Raw genomic sequence first — 19,852 nt, forward strand, 5'->3', positions numbered from 1 at the left:
GTCATTGCGAGCGAAGCGAAGCAATCCATAGCTCCACAAATGGAGACGTGGATTGCTTCGTCGCTTTGCTCCTCGCAATGACGGTGCGGCCGGGGGCGTCAGTTCGCCGCCAACAGCTTCCGCTGCGCGGCATCACCCGGCCCCGCCTGCACGATCAGCCGCTTCAGCTCCGGAATGCAGGAGCCGCAATTGGTGCCGGCCTTCAGTTTCGTCCCGATATCGACAGCGGAACGCGCGCCGGCTGCGATCGCGTCGCAGATCGTGTTGCGGCCGACGCCGAAGCAGGCGCAGACGATCGGGCCGGCATTGGCGAGGCCGTCGATCGATTTGCCCGACAGCAGCATGCGGCGCTGGTCGGCACTGAGCGTATCGGCGGCAAACAATCCCTTCACCACATCCCAGTCGCCGGCATCCCGCGCCGGCCCGATGAACAGGCAGGTTTCGATGCGGTCGCCGCTAAAGGACGCCGCGCGATAGACACCGCCGCCGAAATCATTGTATTCGGCGAGATCGTCCGTCGCGAATGATTTCAGCCAGGATTGCCAGCCCGCCAGATCGGCATTGTCGGCAAACAGGTAGCCGTGACCGCCACTGACGGCGACGCGCGCGACCCACGCGTGACCAGGCAGCGCGAGCGGCTTGCGCGACAGCGCAAAGCCGCGGAACACATATTCGTAAGGCGCGATCGATGCCGGCGTCGCCTTGTTCTCGGGCTGGCCGGAGAACGGATCGGTCGCCGGCACCACCAGCGAGCCGATACGCGCGCCGGTCGCATTGGCTTCGCTCCAATGGATCGGCGCGAACAGCATGCCGCGCTGCTGGCGTTCGCTGATGACGACCCGAAGCGTACATTGCCCGTAGTCGGTCGTAACCCGCGCGAAGTCGCCGTGGTCGACGCCGTAACGCGCGGCATCGTCGGGATGAATCTCAACGAACGGCTCCGGCAGATGCTGGCCGAGCCGCGGGCTCATCCCCGTGCGGGTCATGGTGTGCCACTGGTCACGGATGCGGCCGGTATTCAGCCGCAGCGGACGTGCGGACGTGGTCTCGGTTCGCAGTGCCGGTATTTCCGGCGCGATGAAGCGGGCCTTGAAATCGTTGGCGAAGAAGCCGCCTTCGGCGAAGAAGCGCGCTTGTGGCTCACTGCCCTGCCGGACCGGCCACTGCACCGGCGCCATCGCGTCGAAATCGCTGTCCGACAGCGATTGCAGCGCACCGATGTCGAAGTCGCGCGCGCCCTCGTTCTCGAATGCCGAGAGCGCGGCATGTTCGCGAAAAATATCCGCCGCCGAGGTGAAGCCGAAGGCCGCGCCGACACCGAGGCGCCTGGCAACCTCGCCGATGATCCACCAATCGGGCTTGGCTTCACCGGGGGAAGCAAGGAACGCACGTTGTCGCGAGATGCACCGTTCCGAATTGGTCACGGTGCCGGATTTCTCGCCCCACGCCTGCGCCGGCAGCAGCACATGCGCGCCGGCCTCCACCGTGTCGTTGGAAACCACGTTCTCGGAAACCACGAACAGTTCGAGCTTCTTCAGGGCGTCGCGAACGCCATCGGCATTCGGCAGCGACACCGCCGGGTTGGTGCCCATCACCCACAACGCCTTGATCTCGCCGCGCGCGATGGCGTCGAACATCTGGACCGCCTTCAGGCCCTCATGGGTGGCGATGCGGGGTGCCTTCCAGAACCGGCGCACGCGATCGATGTCGGGCGGCGTAAATCCCATATGGGCGGCGAGCTGGTTGGCGAGCCCGCCAACCTCCCGGCCGCCCATCGCGTTGGGCTGCCCGGTAAGCGAGAACGGCGACGCACCCGGCAGGCCGATCCGCCCGGTCGCGAGGTGGCAGTTGAGGATGGCATTGACCTTGTCGGTGCCCTGCGCCGACTGATTGACGCCCTGCGAATACAGCGTCACCACGCGCGGCGTATTGGCAAACACCTGGAAGAACGCCGCGACGTCCTGCTCAGAGAGGCCGGTCGCCAGCGCAGTGGCTCCGGCGCTGCCCGCGATGTTGCGCGCGCGGGCGATGGCGTCGCCGAATCCGATGGTATGGAGTTCGATGTAGTCGCGATCGAGCGCGCCGCTATCGGCAAGATGCACCAGCAACCCGCTGAACAGCGCCGCATCGGTGCCTGGCTTCAATCCCAGGAACAGATCGTCGTCACCGACGGTATCGGTCCGGCGCGGATCGATGACCACCATGCGCGCGCCGCGCTTCTGCTTGTTAACGAGCATGCGCTGGTACAGCACCGGATGGCACCAGGCCGCGTTGGAACCGACCAGCACCAGAAGATCGGCCTCGTCGAGATCTTCATAGCAGCCCGGCACCGTGTCGGCGCCGAAGGCGCGGCGGTGGCCGGCAACCGAAGAAGCCATACACAGCCGCGAATTGGTATCGACATTGGCGCTGCCGATAAAACCCTTCATCAGCTTGTTGGCGACGTAGTAATCCTCGGTCAGCAACTGGCCGGAGAGATAGAACGCGACCGCGGCCGGACCGTCGCGCGCGATGATGTGCTGGAAGCGGTGCGCGACATGGTCGAGCGCGTCGCTCCAGGCGACCTGCTCCATGGTCCCCTTGCCGCAGCGGATCATCGGGTAGAGCAAGCGGTTAGTCAGGCCGAGCGTCTCGCCGAGCGCCGAGCCTTTGGAACACAGCCGGCCGAAATTGGCGGGGTGCTCAGGGTCGCCCGATATCGCCGCCCCGCCCCGCCCGTCCGGCGTCGCCAGGATGCCGCAGCCGACGCCGCAATAGGCGCAGGTGGTGCTGATAGCGCGCAGGTCAGGATCGATGGCAGTCATGGCAGCAACCGGGTCACGCAGCTTCGGAACGGATCGCGAGCGAGCGGCCGAACATCATGTCGGCGCGAATTCTTTGCGTCGGCTGCCGCGTACGGATCAGTTCGAGATACCAGAGCGCGTCGGCGACATCGCCGATCAGGACCGCGCCGGTCAATCGCCCGTCCGCGATCACGAGCTTCTTGTAGGTGCCATGATTGAGGTCGGACAGCACGATGGTCTCGCTGCCGTCACCGCCCATGAAATCGCCTGCCGAAAACACGCTGACGCCGGACACTTTCAAATTGGTCGCAACAACGCTGCCGGCATAGAAGGCTTCCCGCCCGGCCAGATGCCGCGCCAGCACCCGCGCCTGCTCATAGGCCGGCTCGACCAGTCCGTAGCAGATGCCGCGATGCTCGGCGCATTCACCGATCGCAAACACATCCGAAGCGACGGTTTGCAGATGGTCATCGACCATGATGCCGCGGTTGACGGCAATGCCGGCTCCCCTTGCCAGCGCGATGTTCGGCCGGATGCCGGCGGCAAAGATCACCGCGTCGGCGTCGATCCGGCGTCCATCGACGAGTTCGACGCCTTCGACGCGCGTCACGCCATGGATCTGCGCTGTGTTCGCGTCGAGCAGGATTTCGATCCCCTTGCGCGCGACGAGCGATTTCAAAAGTTCGGCTGCGGGCGCATCCAACTGGCGCTCCATCAGGCGGTCCATCAGATGCACCAGCGTCACCGGCGCGCCGGCCTTGGCGAGCCCGTAAGCTGCTTCGAGGCCGAGCAATCCGCCGCCGACCACCACCACGCGCTTCTTCTGCGCAGCCAGCGTCAGAAGAAGATCGACGTCCCGGCTGTCGCGAAAGGTATGCACGCCGGCGAGGTCGGCACCCGGCACGTTGAGCCGCAACGGCGACGAGCCTGTGGCGAGCACCAGTTTCGAGAACGGAACGCTTTCCTCGTTCTCGATCTTGAGTTCGCGGCGGCCGACATCGATCTCGGTGGCGACGCAGCCATATTTCAGGGTGACGCCACGGTCGCGCCACCAGGAGGCCGGCCGCAGCTCGATGTCCTGCGAGGTGGTCTCGCCGGCGAGCACCGACGACAACAGCACGCGATTATAGGCGAGCCGCGGCTCGTCGCCGATCACGGCGATGGCGTAGCGGCCAAGCGCTACTTTCGCCAGCTCGTCGACCAGACGCACGGCGGCCATTCCATTGCCGACAATGACCAGCGGCTCACTCACATGGCGCTTCCTTACTCTGCAGCCAGAGGCTGGCCGTAGGCTTCCGAAATCATGAAGCCGGACAGCGTGCCGTAGGCTGCCGTCCATGCAGCAGCGACTTCGGGCGTCCATGCCGCGCCAAGTCCCTTCTCCAGGGTCCACAGCAATGCGCCGCCGACGACCGGATAATGCTCGGCTTTAGCGCCATAGCTGACATGGCGCTTTGCCAATGCGCTCGCCGCGGGCAACACGGATTCAAGATTGCTCAACCCGTTCACGACCACGGCCAGGGTCGTCATCAGCTTCTTGCGCTGATCTTTCATGTCGGCAGGAAACATCGCCTTCACCGTTGGCGCGACTTCGAATAGGCGATCGTAGAATAAAACGGCGGCCTGCTCTGAAATCGGCGCGACTTTGGCGAAACTCTCCTGAACCAGATTGATTTGTGTTGGATTCACCGAAACTCTCCTGGCGTGTTAAGGGCAATCCAGTTGGTCGCGCGGCGGGAACAATAGTTCATCGCCAGAACTCCATAAGAGAAGGCCTACGCCGCTTCGACGAACCGATGCCGCTCGTAGAGGAATTCGAGCACGCGCTGCCGGCACTTCAGGTAGCCGGGATTGGTCGCGAGCTCGAGCCGCTTGCGCGGCCGCGCCAGCGGCACTTCCAGCACTTCGCCGATCCGTGCGCTGGGCCCGTTGGTCATCATCACGATGCGGTCCGACAGCAGCACGGCCTCGTCGACATCGTGGGTGATCATCAGGATGGTATTGCCGAGCTTCTGGTGCAGTGCCATCACCGAGTCCTGCAGATGCGCACGGGTCAGCGCGTCGAGCGCACCGAAGGGCTCATCGAGCAAAAGTACCTTCGGTTCCATCGCGAGCGCGCGGGCGATGCCGACGCGCTGCTTCATACCGCCGGAAATTTCAGATGGACGCTTGTCCTTGGCGTGGGCCATCTGCACCAGATTGAGATTGTGCATGGTCCAGCCATCGCGTTCCGCTCGCGTCTTGCTCGATGAGAACACCTTGTCGACGCCGAGCCGGACGTTCTCGTAGACCGTCAGCCACGGCAGCAGGCTGTGGTTCTGGAACACCACCGCGCGGTCCGGTCCCGGCGAATTGACCTCGCGGTTCTCCAGGAGCACGCAGCCCTGTGTCGTGTCGGTGAGGCCGGCGACGATGTTGAGCAGCGTGGACTTGCCGCAGCCGGAATGACCGATGATCGAGACATATTCGCCCTTCTCGATCGTCAGATTGATATCCTTCAGCACCTCGGTGGTGGCGTTGCCGCGGGTGAAGGTCTTGTCGATGTGGTCGAGCTTCAGATAGGCCTGCATGACATGTTTCCTTCAGTTCAGTGCGGTGCCGCGGGTCACGATCCTCGCCAGTCCCGCGATCAGGCGATCGAGGACGAAGCCGATGATGCCGACATAGAACAGCGCCAGGATGATTTCGCTGATGTGCGAGGAGTTCCAGGCGTCCCAGATGAAGAAACCGATGCCGACGCCGCCGATCAGCATCTCTGCTGCTACGATCGCCAGCCACGACAGGCCGATGCCGATGCGCAGGCCCGTGAAGATGTAGGGCGCCGCCGCCGGGATCATGATCTTGGAGAAGAACTCCAGCGGATTGAGCTGCACCACGGCAGCGACGTTGCGATAGTCCTGCGGGATGTTGCGGATGCCGACCGCGGTGTTGATGATGATCGGCCAGACCGAGGTGATAAAGATGACGAAGATCGCCGAGGGCTGGCCGTCGCGGAACGCGGCGAGCGACAGCGGCAACCATGCCAATGGCGGAATGGTGCGAAGCACCTGAAAGAGCGGATCGAGCCCGCGCATCGCCCAGACCGATTGCCCGACCAGCGTGCCGAGCGCGATGCCGACGATGGCGGCAATCGAGTAACCATACGCGACGCGCTGAAGCGAGGCGGACAAGTGCCAGAACAGACCCTTGTCGATGCCGCCATTATCGAAGAACGGATCGAGGATCAGCTCCTTGGTGTCCTTGAAGACTTTCGAGGGCGGCGGCAGCGTCGAGCCGGTGCGGCGGCAGACCAGTTCCCAGAACAGCAGCAGCAGCGCAAGCACGACCAGCGGCGGCACGATGCGCACCGCGGCCTCTTTCGCCATCTTGACGTACTTCTCGGCACGCGGCGCCTGCTTCGGCGTCATCGTGACGACTGGCGCCGCCGCGGTCGGAATGGCCACCGCGGTGGCTTCGGCTTTGATCGCAGGCATCGACATTGAAATTGTATCTCCGCGTTTCAATGAGCGGGCCGCCCGCGCTGGCGCGCGGCCCGGGCTTGATCAGACATCAACACGCTTGATCGACAGGGACTTCAAATACGCAGCCGGGTTTTCCGGATCGAACACCTTGCCGTCGAAGAAGGTCTCCTTGCCGCGCGACTTGGAGGTCGGAATCTCGGCAGCGGAAACGCCCATCTCCTTGGCCGCGTCGCGCCACATATCCTCACGGTTGACCTTGGCGATCAGCGCCTTGCTGTCGAAGCCCGCGTCATACTTGCCCCAGCGGATGTCTTCGGTGAGGAACCAGAGATCATGGCTCTGGAACGGATAGGACGCATGATCGCGCCAGTATTTCATGATGTGCGGCGAGTTCTCGGCGACCTTGCCGGGAATGCCGTAGTCGAACTTGCCCGCCGAACGGTCATAGACGTCCTCGACCGGGCAATTCATCCACTGCCGCTTGCCCATGATGGTCGCGAGTTCTTTCTTGTTCTCCGCCTTATCGGCCCATTGCTGCGCCTCCATGACAGCCATCAAGACCGCCTGTGCTGCCTTCGGATATTTGTCGACCCAGGCCGCGCGCATGCCCAATGATTTCTCCGGATGCTTGGCCCAGATTTCGCCTGTCGTGACCGCGGTGTAGCCGATCTTCTGATTGATCAACTGCAGGTTCCACGGCTCGCCGACGCAGAAGCAATCCATGGTGCCGACCTTCATGTTCGCGACCATTTGCGGCGGCGGCACCACGATGGTTTCGATATCCTTGTCGGGATCAATGCCGCCGGCAGCGAGCCAATAGCGGAGCCACAGATCGTGGGTGCCGCCCGGGAATGTCATCGCGGCCTTGATCGCCTTGCCGGAGGCCTTCTTCTTTTCAAGCGCGACCTTGAACGGCGCGGTGTCGACGCCGAGCCTGAGATCGGCATATTCGTTGGAAACGGAAATGCACTGGCTGTCGAGATTGAGCCGCGCCAGGATGTACATCGGCGTCGGCTGATTGTTCTGCGTCACCTTGCCGGCCGAGATCAGATACGGCATCGGCGTCAGGATGTGCGCGCCGTCGATGCCGTTGCCTTCGCTGCCGAGCACCAGGTTATCGCGCGTCGTGCCCCACGATGCCTGCTTGGCGACTTCGACATCCGGCATGCCGTATTTGGCGAACAGCCCCTTGTCCTTGGCGACGAACAACGGCCCGGCGTCACTTAGCGCGATGAACCCGAGCGTCGCCTTGGTGACCTCCGGACCCGCACCTTGCGCGAACGCGCCGGCGGGGAAGTTCAGCCTGGCCGCGGCGAGCAATGCCGCCGTGCCGCCGGTCGCCTTCAGAAGCTGGCGGCGGCTCAGACCACGGCGTGAGGTCGGATGGGTGGGCTTCGTCATGGGTATCGCGCTCCTTTGCGTTTGAATGGGGCCGTCCGACTGGTGTCACACGCGAGGCGCACGAGGGCGCGTTCCAGGGAGGCCCCGGAATGGCGGCGTCACAATTCGGATGAGTGGTCTCAAGGGACGGCATCAATGGCGTCGGCACAAACTATTCAAGCTTCGTGCCAAGCCTCCCGCATTGCAAAAATATTATAAGAATCAATTGATTGTTGGACTGTTGCCGCAAAAATCGGCAGCGGTCAGGAACCAGTCACCGCATTCCAAACTTGCGATTCGCTCAATTCTTGTGCGGCGCACAAGGATTGAGCAGAGGCCACCAAGGCCTGTGTTACGCGTCCTCGCTGGTCGCCGCCATCATCGGTTTCGGCGCGCTTCCCTCGCCCGGTTTCATCCTGAATTCGTAGGTCATGAGGTGCCAAGGCGCGGCCGCCGGCTTGCCGTCCGGCATTGTTGGATCGGTACGCTTTTCGATCTTGGCGACAAGCTCGTTCTTGACCCCGAACACCACATCGGAATCGAGATATTTGTCGCCCTCGATGAAGACATGCGTGATCAGCGGCTGGTGGCCGGGCGCGTCGACGAGGAAATGCACATGCGCCGGCCGCATCGGGTGGCGGGCTGTCTGCACGATCATCTCACCCACCGGACCGTCGGTCGGGATCGGATAGCTGCACGGAAGGATGGTGCGGAAGAAGAACCGCCCATCGGCATCGGTAACGAAGCGCGCCCGCGATGACGGCCCCTCCGTCGCGTAAGAAGCCTTCTGGGAATCATAAAAGCCATCATCATCGGCATGCCAGACGTCGACCGGCACGCCCGCCAGCGGCTTGCCCGCGAGGTCGGTGACGCGGCTCTGCACGAACATCCGCTCACCCGGCAGCGTGGCGGAGATGTCGGTGCCATGCGGCATCACCTTGTGTTCGCCGACGTAGAACGGGCCGAGCACCGTGGTTTCGGTGGCGCCCTCGCGCTCCCGATGGTTGACGGCATCGACCAACATCGAGACGCCGAGCACGTCGGACAGCAAAATGAACTCCTGCCGGATCGGGGTGCATTTCTGGCCGGTCCGGGTCAGGAAGTCGATCGCGTATTCCCACTCCTCGAAGGTAAGGTCGGTCTTGCGGACATAGTCGTGGAGCGACTTCACCAGTTCCTGCAGCAGGAATTTGGCGCGCGGATCCGGCGTATCGTCAAAACTGCGGATCACGGCGGCGGTCAGTTCGGTTTCGCTGAATTGGCGCATTTTTGCTGTCCTGCGGGATAGACGAAGGCTGGCGTCAGCCTATACCAGCGCTCCGCGCCGGTTAAGCGCGGCCGGTTGGAACAGAGCACACTTTTCGGCTATCAAGGCCGCATCGCCAGCCGGAGATCAGTGCCGATGTTAGCCCCCGCCTCGCCCGAGCAAGCCGGAATGTCCAAGGCGGCGCTCGACCGCCTCGAAAATCACCTGAAGCAGCGCTATGTCGACGCCGGCCGCTTCCCGGGGACGCAGCTCCTGATCTATCGCCGCGGCAAGGTCGTCCATTCGACCGCGCAGGGCTTTGCCGACCTCGAGCGCAAGGTGCCGGTCAAGGACGATACGATCTTCCGTATCTATTCGATGACCAAGCCGCTCACGAGCGTCGCCTTCATGATGCTGGTCGAGGAAGGCCGCGTCGCACTGGACGAGCCCGTGCACAAATACATTCCGGCATGGAAGAACCTCGGCGTGTTCGTGGCCGGAACGCATCCGGCCTTCCTGACCCGTCCGCCGTCGCGGCCGATGCTGATCGTGGACCTGCTGCGCCACACCTCGGGCTTGACCTATGGCTTCCAGCAACGCGGCAATGTCGATGCCGCCTATCGCGAGAACAAGATCGGCGAAGTGATCAAAGCCGGCACGCTGCAAGGCATGATCGATGATCTGGCAAAAATCCCGCTGGAATTTTCGCCGGGCGAGGCCTGGAACTACTCCGTCGCCACCGACGTGATCGGCTATCTCATCGGCCTGATCAGCGGCAAGCCGTTCGAGCAATTCCTTAAGGAGCGTATCCTCGATCCGCTCGGCATGAACGATACCGATTTCTTCGTGCCGAGGGACAAGGCGCATCGTTTCGCTGCGTGTTATTCGGCCGATCCGCAAGGCGGCTTCAACCCGCTCGCCGCCGAGCGCAAGGGTACGCTGACGCTGCAGGACGATCCGGCGACGAGTTCATTTCTGGAGCCGCCCTCCTTCATCTCCGGCGGCGGCGGCCTGTGCTCGACCGCGGCCGACTACCTCACCTTCTGCCGGGCCCTGCTCAATGGCGGCGAGCTTGGCGGCGTCCGGCTGCTGGGCCCAAAGACCTTGAAGCTGATGACGTCGAACCACCTGCCCGGCGGCGCCGATCTGCCGGCGATGTCGCGCTCGCTGTTCTCGGAAGCCGCCTATAACGGCATCGGATTTGGTCTCGGCTTCGCCGTCACCATGAACCCGGCGCAGACGCTGATTGCCGGCAGTCCCGGCGAATTCAACTGGGGCGGCGCGGCGACGACCTCGTTCTTCATCGATCCCGCGGAAGAGCTGATCACGATCTTCATGACGCAGGTGCTGCCGTCGAGCGCCTATCCGTTGCGGCGCGAGCTGCGCACCATGGTGTATGCTGCCATCACCGACAGCAATCTCTGAGACCGAACTGCCCCGGGGTCCGCGGCGCCAAGGCGATCGCCCCGGAACCCGGCCGCGTTGCCGCGAGCGGGATTCCATCCCTCTAATATCCTTGGCGAAATTCGGCGGCTTCTCCTATGCTTCGGCCGATTGGCGCCGACCCGGGGCTTGCGTTGCCGAAACTTTCATTGCCAGTGCGTCTCGCCCTGCTGGTCGCGGGAACCACGCTGCCGCTGATTATTTTCGCGGCCGGCATCGTCTACAACAATTACAAGCAGGACCGGCAGACCGCGACCCAACGGGTGCTTGAGACGGTGCGCAGCATTCGCCTCGTGCTCGACGCGGAGATGCAGCGGATCACCGGCGCCCTCCAAGTGTTGTCACTGACAAATGCATTGCGCGACGGGGATTTTGAGGCATTCCGCCGCATCTGCCAGGGTTTCCTCGACCAGTATGGCCAAGGCGGCGTCGTGCTGGTGGCGGACCGCGAAGGCCGCCAGTTGTTCTCCTCGCTCACATCGGACACGGCAAGCCTGCCATTGCGCAACAACCTTGCCATGGTCGACAAGGTCTTCGCGGAAAAGAAGCCGGTCTATTCCAACCTGTTCTTCGGGACCGTCAAGAAGCGCCTGATCGTGACGGTCGAAGTACCCGTCATCCAGGACGACCAGGTGCTTTACGACATCTCCTTCAGCCCGCCGATCGAGATCTTCCAGGCGATGGTCGAGCAGCAGCGGCCGAGCAAGGACTGGACGATCTCGATCTTCGACGGCGAAGGCACCAATTTCGCGCGCGTGCCGAACCCGCAGGAGACCATCGGCAAACGTGCGTCGCCCTCGCTCTATGCGGAGATGGCCCACAATCCCGAAGCCACCGTGCCGACGGTATCGCTCGAGGGCGTGCCGCTGATCACGAGCTTTGCCCGCTCCTCGCTCACCGGCTGGACGGTTGCCGCCGGCATCGCCGAAAGCTCGCTGGTCGCGCCGCTGTGGCGCAACCTTGCGATAACCAGCGTGATGGGCTCCGTTCTTTTGATGGTCGGCCTCGCCTTTGCGGTGCGGATGGCGACCCAGATCGCCCGCGGCGAGATGCTGCACAATCTTCTGATCGAGGAGCTCAACCACCGCGTCAAGAATACGCTTGCGGTTCTGCAGTCGATCGCCACCCAGACGTTCCGCAGCGCCAGCCGGGCGGAGCGCGAAAAGTTCGAGGGAAGGCTCGGTGCGCTGGCGGAGGCGCACAATTTGCTGAGCCAGGAAAAGTGGCAGGGCGCGGAGTTGCGGGAGGTGATTGCACGGGTGCTGCAGCCCTATCTGCTCAACAATCCGGAGCGGGTGCGGATGTTCGGGCCGCAGGTCCCGCTGTCGCCGCGGCTTGCCGTGGTGCTGTCGATGATCGTGCACGAGATCGCAACCAATGCCGCCAAATACGGCGCGCTGTCGAACGACACCGGCACCGTCGCGGTCGATTGGGAGATCCTTGAGGAAAGCGACGGGCGCAAGCTGCGGCTGATCTGGACCGAGACCGGCGGCCCACCCGTCACGGAGCCGGTGCAGCGCGGCTTCGGCTCGCGGCTAATCGAGCGCAGCGCGCGCGACCAGCTCGGCGGCGAAGCGACCGTCGACTTCCTGCCGCGCGGCGTCGTCTACACGCTGACCTGCGCGCTCGACAGCGACGAGTAATTATTTGAGCATCTGCGGCACGATCAACCGCGGCAGAAACAGCGAGACCTCGGGCCAGATGATCAGCGCAGCCAGCACCAGCAGCATCGGTACCAGCATGATGGCCGTGTCTTTGAGCGCATAGCGCAACCGAACGCCCGCGATCGAGCAGGCGATCATCAGGCACAGGCCATACGGCGGCGTCACCAGCCCGAACGCCAGCGAGACGATGGAGATAATCGCGAACTGAACGGGGTGCAGATCGACCGACTTCGCCAACGGCTCCAGCACCGTGCCGACAATGATGATCGCCGGAATGGCGTCGAGGAAGCAGCCCACGACCAGGAAGCAGAACGAGATGAAGAACCCTGCCGTGATCGCCCCCATGCCCCAGGTCGAGACGTTTGCCAGCAATTCCTGCGGAATCCTGTAGTAGGCCAGCAGCCAGCCGAACGCGCTCGCGGTACCGACGCAGAACAGCGCTACGCCGGCCAGACGTCCGGTATCCAGCAAGGCCTTGTAGAGTTCGCGCGCGCCGGTTTCGCGATAAAAGAATGCCGACAGCACGACAGAATAGAGCACCGCGACGCAGGCGGACTCGGTGGCGGTGAACCATCCCAGCAGGATGCCGCCGACGATGATGAACGGCGTCACCAGCGCCGGTATCGAGCGCCAGATGGCGTAGGCGATGTCGACCCAACTGGATTTCGGGTAGGTCGGGTAGCCGCGGCGTACGGCATAGACATGCACCGTCGCCATCTGCGCTCCGGCGATCAGCAATCCCGGCACGATGCCGGCCAGATACATTGCCGCGATCGAGGTCGAGATCAGCCCACCCCACACGATCATCAGGATCGAGGGCGGGATGATGACGGCGAGCACGGCGGAGACCGCGGTGATGGCGATGGAGAACGAGAGGTCGTAGCCCTCTTTGGTCTGGGCATCGATGAAGATTTTCGACTGGCTCGCGGCATCCGCGGTGGACGAGCCTGAGATGCCCGCGAAGAACACCGACAGCACGACGTTGATCTGCGCCAGCGACCCTGGCCAATGCCCAACCATCGAGCGCGACAGCGCGACCAGCCGGTCGGTGATGCCGCCGATGCTCATCAGGTTGGCGGTCAGGAGGAAGAACGGCACGGCGAGCAGGATGAACGAATTGTAGGCGTTGAAGGTCTCCTGCGCGAGCGTCATGATCGACAGGCGCGGCTCGATCAAAAGGATCGGCACACAGGCAAGGCCGAGCGCAAAGGCGACCGGCACGCGAATGATGAGCAGGCCGACGAAGACACCGAACAGGACCATGGCGGCCTGTCCGGCAGAAAGAACATTGCCGCTCATCGTTTTGCCCCAAGCAGAATCCGCAGCTCGTCGAGGATCTGTTCACCCGCAAACACGATCCACGTCACGCCGGCCACCAGCCATGCGACGTGGATCATCCAGAGCGGCAGATCCGCCAGCTCCGAGGTTCGGTTCCAGGCGAACCGCGTGAATTCGAGCCCGGCCCACACGAACACCAACGCCATCGCCAGCACGCCCAGCCGCGCGAGAATCCGTACCGCCGCCTCGCTTCGGCGCGACAGGTCAGGCCAGACGTCGACCTCGAAATGCTGCGACTCTCTGATGCCGACCATGGCGCCGATCATGATCGTCCAGATGAACAGGAAGCGCGCCATCTCCTCGGTCCAGATGTAGGACGGAATGAACGGCGTATAGCGCGAGATGATTTGCAGCGTGACCGGGATGACCAGAATGCCGACGCAGGCGGCGAGCAGGATTTCCAGCAGTTTCGCATAGGCCGCCGTCGCTCGGCGCCACAGCGACGGGTTAGGCGGCATCGATATTTCGGTCATCACGGCTCCGGGGATCACAATCACGAAATGGGGCAAGCCATCTGGCTTGCCCCGACTTCCTGCCGCGCAGGCAGCGACAATTCTCAGGCGACGTTGATCTTCTCGAAGATGCCCTCGGCGCCGATTTCCTTGGCGTAGGTCGCCATCACGGGATCGGCGAGCTTCTTCATGGCGTCGCGCTCCTCGAAGGGAACACGCTTGAGCTTGCCGGCCTTCTCCAGCGTGTCGAGCTTGACGACCTCCTCGCTCGACTCCAGTTGGCGGCCATAGTCGCCGGCTTCCTTGCCAGCCTTCATGATCGCATCCTGCAAATCCTTCGGCAGGGTCTTCAGCGTCTTCACCGAGAAACAGATCGGCCGGATCGATACCGCGTGTTGCGTCAGGTTGAGATGGGGCGCGACTTCGTAGAACTTCATCGCCTCGACACCGGCCGCCTCGTTCTCGCCAGCGGAAATCACGCCGTTCTGGATGGCGTTGTAGACTTCGTTGTAGGCGATCACGGTCGGGCTCATGCCGACGGCCGCAAATGTCTTCGACCAGATCGGCGCGCCCTGCACGCGCACCTTGAGGCCCTTGAGATCGGCGAGGTTCTTGAGCGGCTTGTTGGCGAAGATGTTGCGGATGCCACCTCCGGCATAGCCGATCAGAACCACCTCGGCCTTGGCCGCGACCTCATCGGCGACCGGCGCCAGAATGTTCGCTTCGACGACCTTGTTCATGTGCTCGATGCCCTTGAACACAAAGGGTGCATCGATAAACGGCGCCGCCTTGGCAAAGGTCGACATGTGGGCCGGCGAGACAATGCCGTAATCGACTGCCTTGCCCTGGGACATGTACTCGAAATACTGCTTTTCGAGCCCGAGTGATGAGTTCCTGTGCAGCGTGAAATTGATCGGCTTGCCGTAGTATTTCTTCACCAGCTCTTCAAAGCGCAGCAGCGCCCTGTTGAAGGCGTGATCGTCGTTGAACTGCACAGCCCCGTTGAGCGTGATGGGCGCTTGCGCCCTGAGGATCGATGGCATGCCCAAGACGCCGGCAGCCGCCGTCGCACCAAGGCCCGCAAGTACGGTTCTTCGCTTCATGGCGTTCCTCCCCTGTATGCCCGTCCCTTGTAAGCGGGACTTTGGCCTGGCCGACAACGCGGCCACTACCGCAAAGCGTATGCAAAACGGCGCGGCTGTGGAAGCCGATTTAAGTAGTATCCTCGGCAAATAGGCCGCAGACGGCCCAAGCGATGATTGCAATCATTCGGCCCCGCCCCGGCGGCGAGGGCCCAGCCGGTGTCCTTTTTTCGCAAATAGCCGCAAGCGCTCGTCAGGGCTTCGCCGCCCTATCAGTTGCCGAGGCAACGTCCTGCAATTCCGTCTGAAGCCGGCGGCGGTGCTCATGGCGCAGGCAACCGACACGCTACAACTGTTGCGCGACGTGAGGTCCGGTCCGCTCCGTCATGGTGCGCATGACGTGCGAGTACGCGGCTTGCCGCAATTTCCCATCACGCCTTATCTGAAAACCGGAATCTGAAGACCGGAGCTGAACTCTGCTGCATTTCATCAGGCGTCACCGCGTTACGGAAAATTCACGCGATCCATGCCGACATCCGGGCGGCACGTACCGCGAGCAATCGCATCATCTGTCGCCAAACCCCGTAGAAATCCGGTGCCTAGGCGCTGCACAGCAAGCATGCGAGCCAAAATCTGTGGCCATTGAACTCGCGGTGGTTGTGGTTTATCGAATATTTTGCCAAATGTAGAGGGCGGGGTTTTGCCAGGTACACCCCGGGTGTCGACAGCTTTAAGTGGTTGGCGATGCCGGTATCAGGATGCTTCCCATACGCGTGGTGCGTTTGGCTAGCCATCCCGCAAATCTCAGGATTCCCGTGGTTCCCTCTACTGACTCACGGTCCGACTGACTTTAACGCGGTAAAAATGGCTGAACCCCTGACCTACTTTTGCCAGGGTTTCCCGATTGAAGGACGGTAAAACCAGAATGAACAGATCAGCAGCGAAGAAGATGAAACAGCGCAGCGCCGGCAAACCCGATATCGAGTTGGGCAAGCGGATTCGCCTCCGGCGTGTGGAACAGAAAATCTCGCAAGCGGAGCTCGGCGACAAGCTCGGCGTCAGCTTCCAGCAGGTCCAGAAGTACGAGAAGGGCGTCAACCGTGTCGGCGCAGCTCGTCTTCAGCAAATCGCGACCGCGCTCGACGTGCCGGTGACGTTCTTCTACGACGGCGACGGCAAGGCGCGCGAAGTCGAGAGCCTGCTCTTCCTGGACAGCGCGTTCAGCCTGAGGCTGTTGCGTGCCTACAGCAAGATCAAGGACCAGACTGTACAACGTCAACTGGTGTCCTTGATGGAATCGATCGCCGCCAACGAGGGCTAGGCAATATCGCGCCTGGATCGCAGCACCGCGGACCCGATCAATCGACGCGAGAAATCGCCGGGTAGCCTGTTGCTGCGCTAGGCCTGATCTTGATCTGGGCCGGGACAAGATCGGTTCGCGCTAAATGGCGGAATCCGGCCGCATCGCAGCACGAAGCCTGTGCGGCACGTTCCGGCGAATAGTCGCGGGCTAAAGCTTGCGCAAAATCCCAACCACCGTCATGCCCATGCCCGCCACGCCGCCACCGCGTAAGCTTGGCCGGCCCCCTACACCAACGATCTCGGCTTCCCTCCCCGCACCCGTTCCGTCTCGACGCAACGCAAGATGCGACGATTGACCTCGGCGCGAAGCTTGTCCGACAATGGACCACGCCCCATGACCGGAAGCTGCAACCCAATGCTCGACATCGCCAAACCTGCCGAAATATCCCATGCCGACGGCAAGATCCTGCAAAGCGTCAGCGATGGCGTCGGCGTCATCACCTTCAACAATCCCGACAAGCGCAACGCGATGTCGCTGGAGATGTGGGAAGGGCTGGGCCACGCGCTGACCAGCTTGCGCGACAATCCCGACGTTCGCGTCGTAATCCTGGTCGGCGCCGGCGACAAGGCTTTTGTCTCGGGCGCCGACATCAGCCAGTTCGAGAAGACCCGGCACAACGCGGCGGCCTCGGAGGAATATTCGAAGCGGAGCGAGGCGCAGCGTGCGCTGCTCGCGAGCTACCCGAAGCCGACGATCGCCTGCATCCGCGGCTTCTGCCTCGGCGGCGGCATGCAGGTGGCGATGCTCACGGACATCCGTATCGCCTCCGACAACAGCCAGTTCGGCATTCCCGCGGCAAAACTTGGCATCGCCTATGGCTATGACGGTCTCAAACATCTGGTCTCGCTGGTCGGGCCATCCTGGGCGCGGCTCATCATGTATACGGGCATGCGCATCGACTCCGCTGAAGCGCTGCGCATCGGGCTGGTCGATCGCGTGCTGCCCGATGCGGAATTATCGGACGCCACTATGGAGATCGCACGCACCATCTCCGGCAACGCGCCGCTGGCGATCAAAGCCGCCAAGATCACCATTGCCGAAGTGCTGAAGGACGAAAGCAAGCGCGACATGGATGCGATCAAACAGATCGGCATGGCCTGCATGGATAGCGAAGATTTTCGCGAAGGCCGGACGGCCTTCATGGAAAAGCGCAAGCCTCAGTTCAAGGGGAGGTAATCTGTCGGGCGAACCGAGACGGCACGCACTGCAGCCTGGGGCGCAACCATCTTCCCGTCGTCCCGGCCTTGAGCCGGGATCCATACTCCGCGGCCCATCGGTGACACGCAGGCGTCCGATACCTTCCGCAACAACAAGCGCCGCAGGGTATGGGTGGCGGCTCAAGGCCGGGACGACGGGTGAAGGTTGTCCTACAGCGCAGCCAGTACCGCCTTCGTAATATCCGCCGTGCCGTTGCTGCCGCCGAATTCCATCGGCTTGATTCCGCCGGCATAGGCCTTGTCCACCGCGCGCTCGATGCGCTCGCTGGCTTCTGCCGCGCTTTCGAGGCCGTGCTTGTCGGCGAGCCAGTCCATCATCATCGCGGCCGACAGGATCATCGCGGTGGGATTGGCCTTGCCCTGCCCCATGATATCGGGCGCGGTGCCGTGGCACGGCTGGAACACGGCGTAGCGGTCGCCGATATCGGCTGAGGGGGCCATGCCCAGCCCTCCGATCAGACCGGCGGCGAGGTCGGAGAGAATGTCGCCGAACATGTTCTCCGTCACCATGACGTCGAAGTCCCAGGGCCGTTTCACCAGCATCAGCGAACAGGCGTCGACATAAAGCCGATCGGCCTTGACGCCGGGATGGCGGTTGGCGGCGTCATCGAACATCTCGCGAAAGAACGCGAACGCCCTGAACACGTTTGCCTTGTCGACGCAGGTCAGGCCGCCGTTCGTCTTGCCGCGCGCCTTGCGGCGTTCGGCGAGGCGGAACGAGAATTCAAACAGCCGCTCCGAGGTCTTGCGGGTGATGACGAGCGTCTCGCGCGCCTCGGTATCCGTCACGACGCCCTTGCCCATCGAGGCGAACAGGCCTTCAGTGGATTCCCGGATCAGCACGAGATCGATGCCGCGCTGGTCGGCGCCGACGATCGGGCTCGGCACGCCCGGAACGAGCCGCGCCGGGCGCACACCGGCATAGAGATCGAAATGGAAGCGCAATTCAATCTGCGGGGCGATCTCGGTGTTATCAGGATAGCGCACCGATGGCAGGCCGCAGGCGCCGAGCAGGATGGCGTCCGCCTCTTCGCACAGCCGCACCGTGCTGTCAGGCATCGATTTGCCGGTCGCCAGATAATTGTTGGCGCCGGCCGGGGCGTCGGTGAAGCGAAACTTCAGATCGCTGGTCGCCTCGATCTTGCGCAGCACGTCGATCGCCGGCGCCATCACTTCAGGGCCAATGCCATCGCCGCCGAGCACGGCGATGTGGAGGGCGTTATTTGCGGACATGGGGTTCCTTCGTCGCTCATTTGCGCCAAACTTTGAAAGTTCGTCATGCCCGGGCAAAAGCGCGAAGCGCGTCTTCGCGCTTTTGCCCGGCCATGACGGAGAAAGACGACGCGCTTCTACGGCGTCAGCACCGCGCGGCCGACCAGTTTGCCTTTCTGCAAATCGGTGAGCGCTTCATTGGCTTTGGCGAGCGGCATCGTCGTCACCGGGATCGGCGCGATCATCTTGTTGCGGACGAGTTCGAGCAGCTCCTGGGTTTCGCGCAGATTGCCGACATAGCTGCCCTGGATCGTGATCGCCTTGATCGGGATCAGCGGCAAGGCCCAGGGCGCGCCGCCGCCGAACAGGCCGACGATGACAAGCTTGCCGCCCTTGGTCAGGCAATCGAAGCCTAGTTGCGTAGTCTGGGCATTGCCGACGAGATCGATCACGGCGCGAATGGGTCCGCCGGCCGCCTTCGCCAGTTGCTCCAGCGCGTCCGGCGCCCTGCCGTCAACGGTGGCGAGCGCGCCGGCCGCTTCGGCGGCTTCGCGCTTGCGCGCATCGATGTCGACGACGATGGCGCCCTTGCCGCCCATCGCCTTCAACAACGACAGCGCCATCAGGCCGAGCCCGCCGGCGCCGAAGATGACGATCGGCGAGCTGAAGGCGAATTCGACCTTCTTCAATGCGCTATAAGTCGTGACGCCGGAGCAGGCATAGGGCGCCGCGGTGACGGGATCGAGTCCCTTCAGGTTCAGGAGATACTTCGGATTCGGCACCGTCATGTGGTCGGCATAGCCGCCGTCGCAATAGACGCCGAGCGAGTTCGGCTTGACGACGCACATGTTCTCATCGCCGCCGACACACGTCGCGCATTTGCCGCAGCCGAGCCAGGGGTAGACCAGCGCCGTGTCGCCCACTTTGAGATCGCCCTTGTCGGCGGCGCTGACCTCAGGCCCGAACGCCACCACCTCGCCGACCGTCTCGTGCCCCATCGTGCGCGGCAGCGACACGCCACGGTCCTTCAGCGACAGCGGCTTGCGGCCGTGGCCGAGATCATAGCCGCCTTCCCAGATATGGAGGTCGCTGTGACAGACGCCGGCCGCCTTCACCTTGATCAGCACCTGCGTGCCTGTGGGCTGCGGCGTCTCCTGATCCACCTCTTTCAGAGGTGCGTTGAACTCGGCGACCTGAAAACTCTTCATCGC

The 19,852-nt window shown here is 63.0% G+C and carries 16 protein-coding genes; 4 read left to right on the forward strand and 12 right to left on the reverse strand.

Annotated features, from left to right (window positions below; all coding sequences use genetic code 11):
• Positions 1-98 precede the first annotated feature (98 nt).
• From V1288_RS01200 to V1288_RS01230, 7 genes are all read right to left on the reverse strand, one after another.
• Entirely contained in the window at positions 99-2,804 is a 2,706-nt protein-coding gene (locus V1288_RS01200; protein ID WP_334355337.1) for a molybdopterin-dependent oxidoreductase, read from the reverse strand.
• Positions 2,805-2,817: 13 nt separating this feature from the next.
• On the reverse strand, positions 2,818-4,035 hold the full coding sequence (locus tag V1288_RS01205; protein ID WP_334355338.1) for an NAD(P)/FAD-dependent oxidoreductase: 1,218 nt from the start codon (positions 4,033-4,035) through the stop codon (positions 2,818-2,820).
• Between the two features lie 11 nt (positions 4,036-4,046).
• Complete coding sequence (locus tag V1288_RS01210) at positions 4,047-4,472, reverse strand: globin family protein (protein WP_334355339.1); 426 nt, start codon at positions 4,470-4,472, stop codon at positions 4,047-4,049.
• Between the two features lie 86 nt (positions 4,473-4,558).
• Positions 4,559-5,353, reverse strand: coding sequence for an ABC transporter ATP-binding protein (locus V1288_RS01215; RefSeq protein WP_334355340.1), 795 nt, complete (start codon positions 5,351-5,353; stop codon positions 4,559-4,561).
• A gap of 12 nt (positions 5,354-5,365) precedes the next feature.
• Positions 5,366-6,262 (reverse strand): nitrate ABC transporter permease, encoded by an 897-nt coding sequence (gene ntrB / locus V1288_RS01220; RefSeq protein ID WP_334355341.1) that lies wholly within the window; start codon positions 6,260-6,262, stop codon positions 5,366-5,368.
• Between the two features lie 63 nt (positions 6,263-6,325).
• Positions 6,326-7,645 (reverse strand): CmpA/NrtA family ABC transporter substrate-binding protein, encoded by a 1,320-nt coding sequence (locus V1288_RS01225; RefSeq protein WP_334355342.1) that lies wholly within the window; start codon positions 7,643-7,645, stop codon positions 6,326-6,328.
• 331 nt (positions 7,646-7,976) lie between these two features.
• On the reverse strand, positions 7,977-8,891 hold the full coding sequence (locus V1288_RS01230) for an intradiol ring-cleavage dioxygenase (RefSeq protein ID WP_334355343.1): 915 nt from the start codon (positions 8,889-8,891) through the stop codon (positions 7,977-7,979).
• A gap of 135 nt (positions 8,892-9,026) precedes the next feature.
• On the opposite strand from V1288_RS01230, the gene V1288_RS01235 reads away from it, so the two are divergent.
• Positions 9,027-10,295 carry a serine hydrolase domain-containing protein gene (locus V1288_RS01235; RefSeq protein ID WP_334355344.1) on the forward strand — a complete coding sequence of 423 codons (1,269 nt, stop codon included), beginning with the start codon at positions 9,027-9,029 and terminating at the stop codon, positions 10,293-10,295.
• 152 nt (positions 10,296-10,447) lie between these two features.
• A complete protein-coding gene (locus V1288_RS01240) occupies positions 10,448-11,956 on the forward strand; it encodes a sensor histidine kinase (protein ID WP_334355345.1) in 1,509 nt (502 codons plus the stop codon).
• On the opposite strand, the gene V1288_RS01245 is transcribed toward V1288_RS01240, so the two are convergent.
• The 3 genes from V1288_RS01245 to V1288_RS01255 all read right to left on the reverse strand — a co-directional run bounded on the left by V1288_RS01245 (position 11,957) and on the right by V1288_RS01255 (position 14,870).
• Positions 11,957-13,276, reverse strand: a complete 1,320-nt coding sequence (locus V1288_RS01245; protein ID WP_334355346.1) for a TRAP transporter large permease — start codon at positions 13,274-13,276, stop codon at positions 11,957-11,959.
• Entirely contained in the window at positions 13,273-13,788 is a 516-nt protein-coding gene (locus tag V1288_RS01250) for a TRAP transporter small permease (protein WP_334355347.1), read from the reverse strand. Before V1288_RS01250 ends, V1288_RS01245 begins: the two co-directional genes overlap by 4 nt.
• Positions 13,789-13,871: 83 nt before the next feature.
• Positions 13,872-14,870: a TRAP transporter substrate-binding protein gene (locus V1288_RS01255; protein WP_334355348.1), complete on the reverse strand. Its 999-nt coding sequence runs from the start codon at positions 14,868-14,870 to the stop codon at positions 13,872-13,874.
• Positions 14,871-15,774: 904 nt separating this feature from the next.
• Between V1288_RS01255 and V1288_RS01260 the strand changes: the two genes are divergently transcribed.
• Entirely contained in the window at positions 15,775-16,170 is a 396-nt protein-coding gene (locus tag V1288_RS01260) for a helix-turn-helix domain-containing protein (RefSeq protein WP_028347342.1), read from the forward strand.
• Between the two features lie 375 nt (positions 16,171-16,545).
• The gene (locus V1288_RS01265; protein ID WP_442893899.1) at positions 16,546-17,388 is read left to right on the forward strand and encodes an enoyl-CoA hydratase; all 843 of its coding nucleotides are present in this window, start codon (positions 16,546-16,548) and stop codon (positions 17,386-17,388) included.
• A 191-nt stretch (positions 17,389-17,579) separates the two neighbouring features.
• Here the strand turns inward: V1288_RS01265 and V1288_RS01270 are convergent, their stop codons facing one another.
• Both V1288_RS01270 and V1288_RS01275 read right to left on the reverse strand, forming a co-directional pair.
• Positions 17,580-18,662, reverse strand: a complete 1,083-nt coding sequence (locus V1288_RS01270; RefSeq protein ID WP_334355349.1) for an isocitrate/isopropylmalate dehydrogenase family protein — start codon at positions 18,660-18,662, stop codon at positions 17,580-17,582.
• 116 nt (positions 18,663-18,778) lie between these two features.
• Positions 18,779-19,849 carry an alcohol dehydrogenase gene (locus V1288_RS01275; RefSeq protein ID WP_334355350.1) on the reverse strand — a complete coding sequence of 357 codons (1,071 nt, stop codon included), beginning with the start codon at positions 19,847-19,849 and terminating at the stop codon, positions 18,779-18,781.
• Positions 19,850-19,852: the final 3 nt, after the last annotated feature.

Source organism: Bradyrhizobium sp. AZCC 2176, assembly GCF_036924645.1.
GTDB lineage: Bacteria > Pseudomonadota > Alphaproteobacteria > Rhizobiales > Xanthobacteraceae > Bradyrhizobium.

What these genes read in the sequence shown, in the direction of transcription:
- V1288_RS01200 (WP_334355337.1), bottom strand. Translation starts at nt 2,804, where the DNA reads ATGACTGCCATCGATCCTGACCTGCGCGCTATCAGCACCACCTGCGCC.
- V1288_RS01265 (WP_442893899.1), top strand. Translation starts at nt 16,546, where the DNA reads ATGACCGGAAGCTGCAACCCAATGCTCGACATCGCCAAACCTGCCGAA.
- ntrB (WP_334355341.1), bottom strand. Translation starts at nt 6,262, where the DNA reads ATGTCGATGCCTGCGATCAAAGCCGAAGCCACCGCGGTGGCCATTCCG.
- V1288_RS01270 (WP_334355349.1), bottom strand. Translation starts at nt 18,662, where the DNA reads ATGTCCGCAAATAACGCCCTCCACATCGCCGTGCTCGGCGGCGATGGC.
- V1288_RS01225 (WP_334355342.1), bottom strand. Translation starts at nt 7,645, where the DNA reads ATGACGAAGCCCACCCATCCGACCTCACGCCGTGGTCTGAGCCGCCGC.
- V1288_RS01255 (WP_334355348.1), bottom strand. Translation starts at nt 14,870, where the DNA reads ATGAAGCGAAGAACCGTACTTGCGGGCCTTGGTGCGACGGCGGCTGCC.
- V1288_RS01275 (WP_334355350.1), bottom strand. Translation starts at nt 19,849, where the DNA reads ATGAAGAGTTTTCAGGTCGCCGAGTTCAACGCACCTCTGAAAGAGGTG.
- V1288_RS01215 (WP_334355340.1), bottom strand. Translation starts at nt 5,353, where the DNA reads ATGCAGGCCTATCTGAAGCTCGACCACATCGACAAGACCTTCACCCGC.
- V1288_RS01260 (WP_028347342.1), top strand. Translation starts at nt 15,775, where the DNA reads ATGAACAGATCAGCAGCGAAGAAGATGAAACAGCGCAGCGCCGGCAAA.
- V1288_RS01235 (WP_334355344.1), top strand. Translation starts at nt 9,027, where the DNA reads ATGTTAGCCCCCGCCTCGCCCGAGCAAGCCGGAATGTCCAAGGCGGCG.
- V1288_RS01245 (WP_334355346.1), bottom strand. Translation starts at nt 13,276, where the DNA reads ATGAGCGGCAATGTTCTTTCTGCCGGACAGGCCGCCATGGTCCTGTTC.
- V1288_RS01250 (WP_334355347.1), bottom strand. Translation starts at nt 13,788, where the DNA reads ATGACCGAAATATCGATGCCGCCTAACCCGTCGCTGTGGCGCCGAGCG.
- V1288_RS01230 (WP_334355343.1), bottom strand. Translation starts at nt 8,891, where the DNA reads ATGCGCCAATTCAGCGAAACCGAACTGACCGCCGCCGTGATCCGCAGT.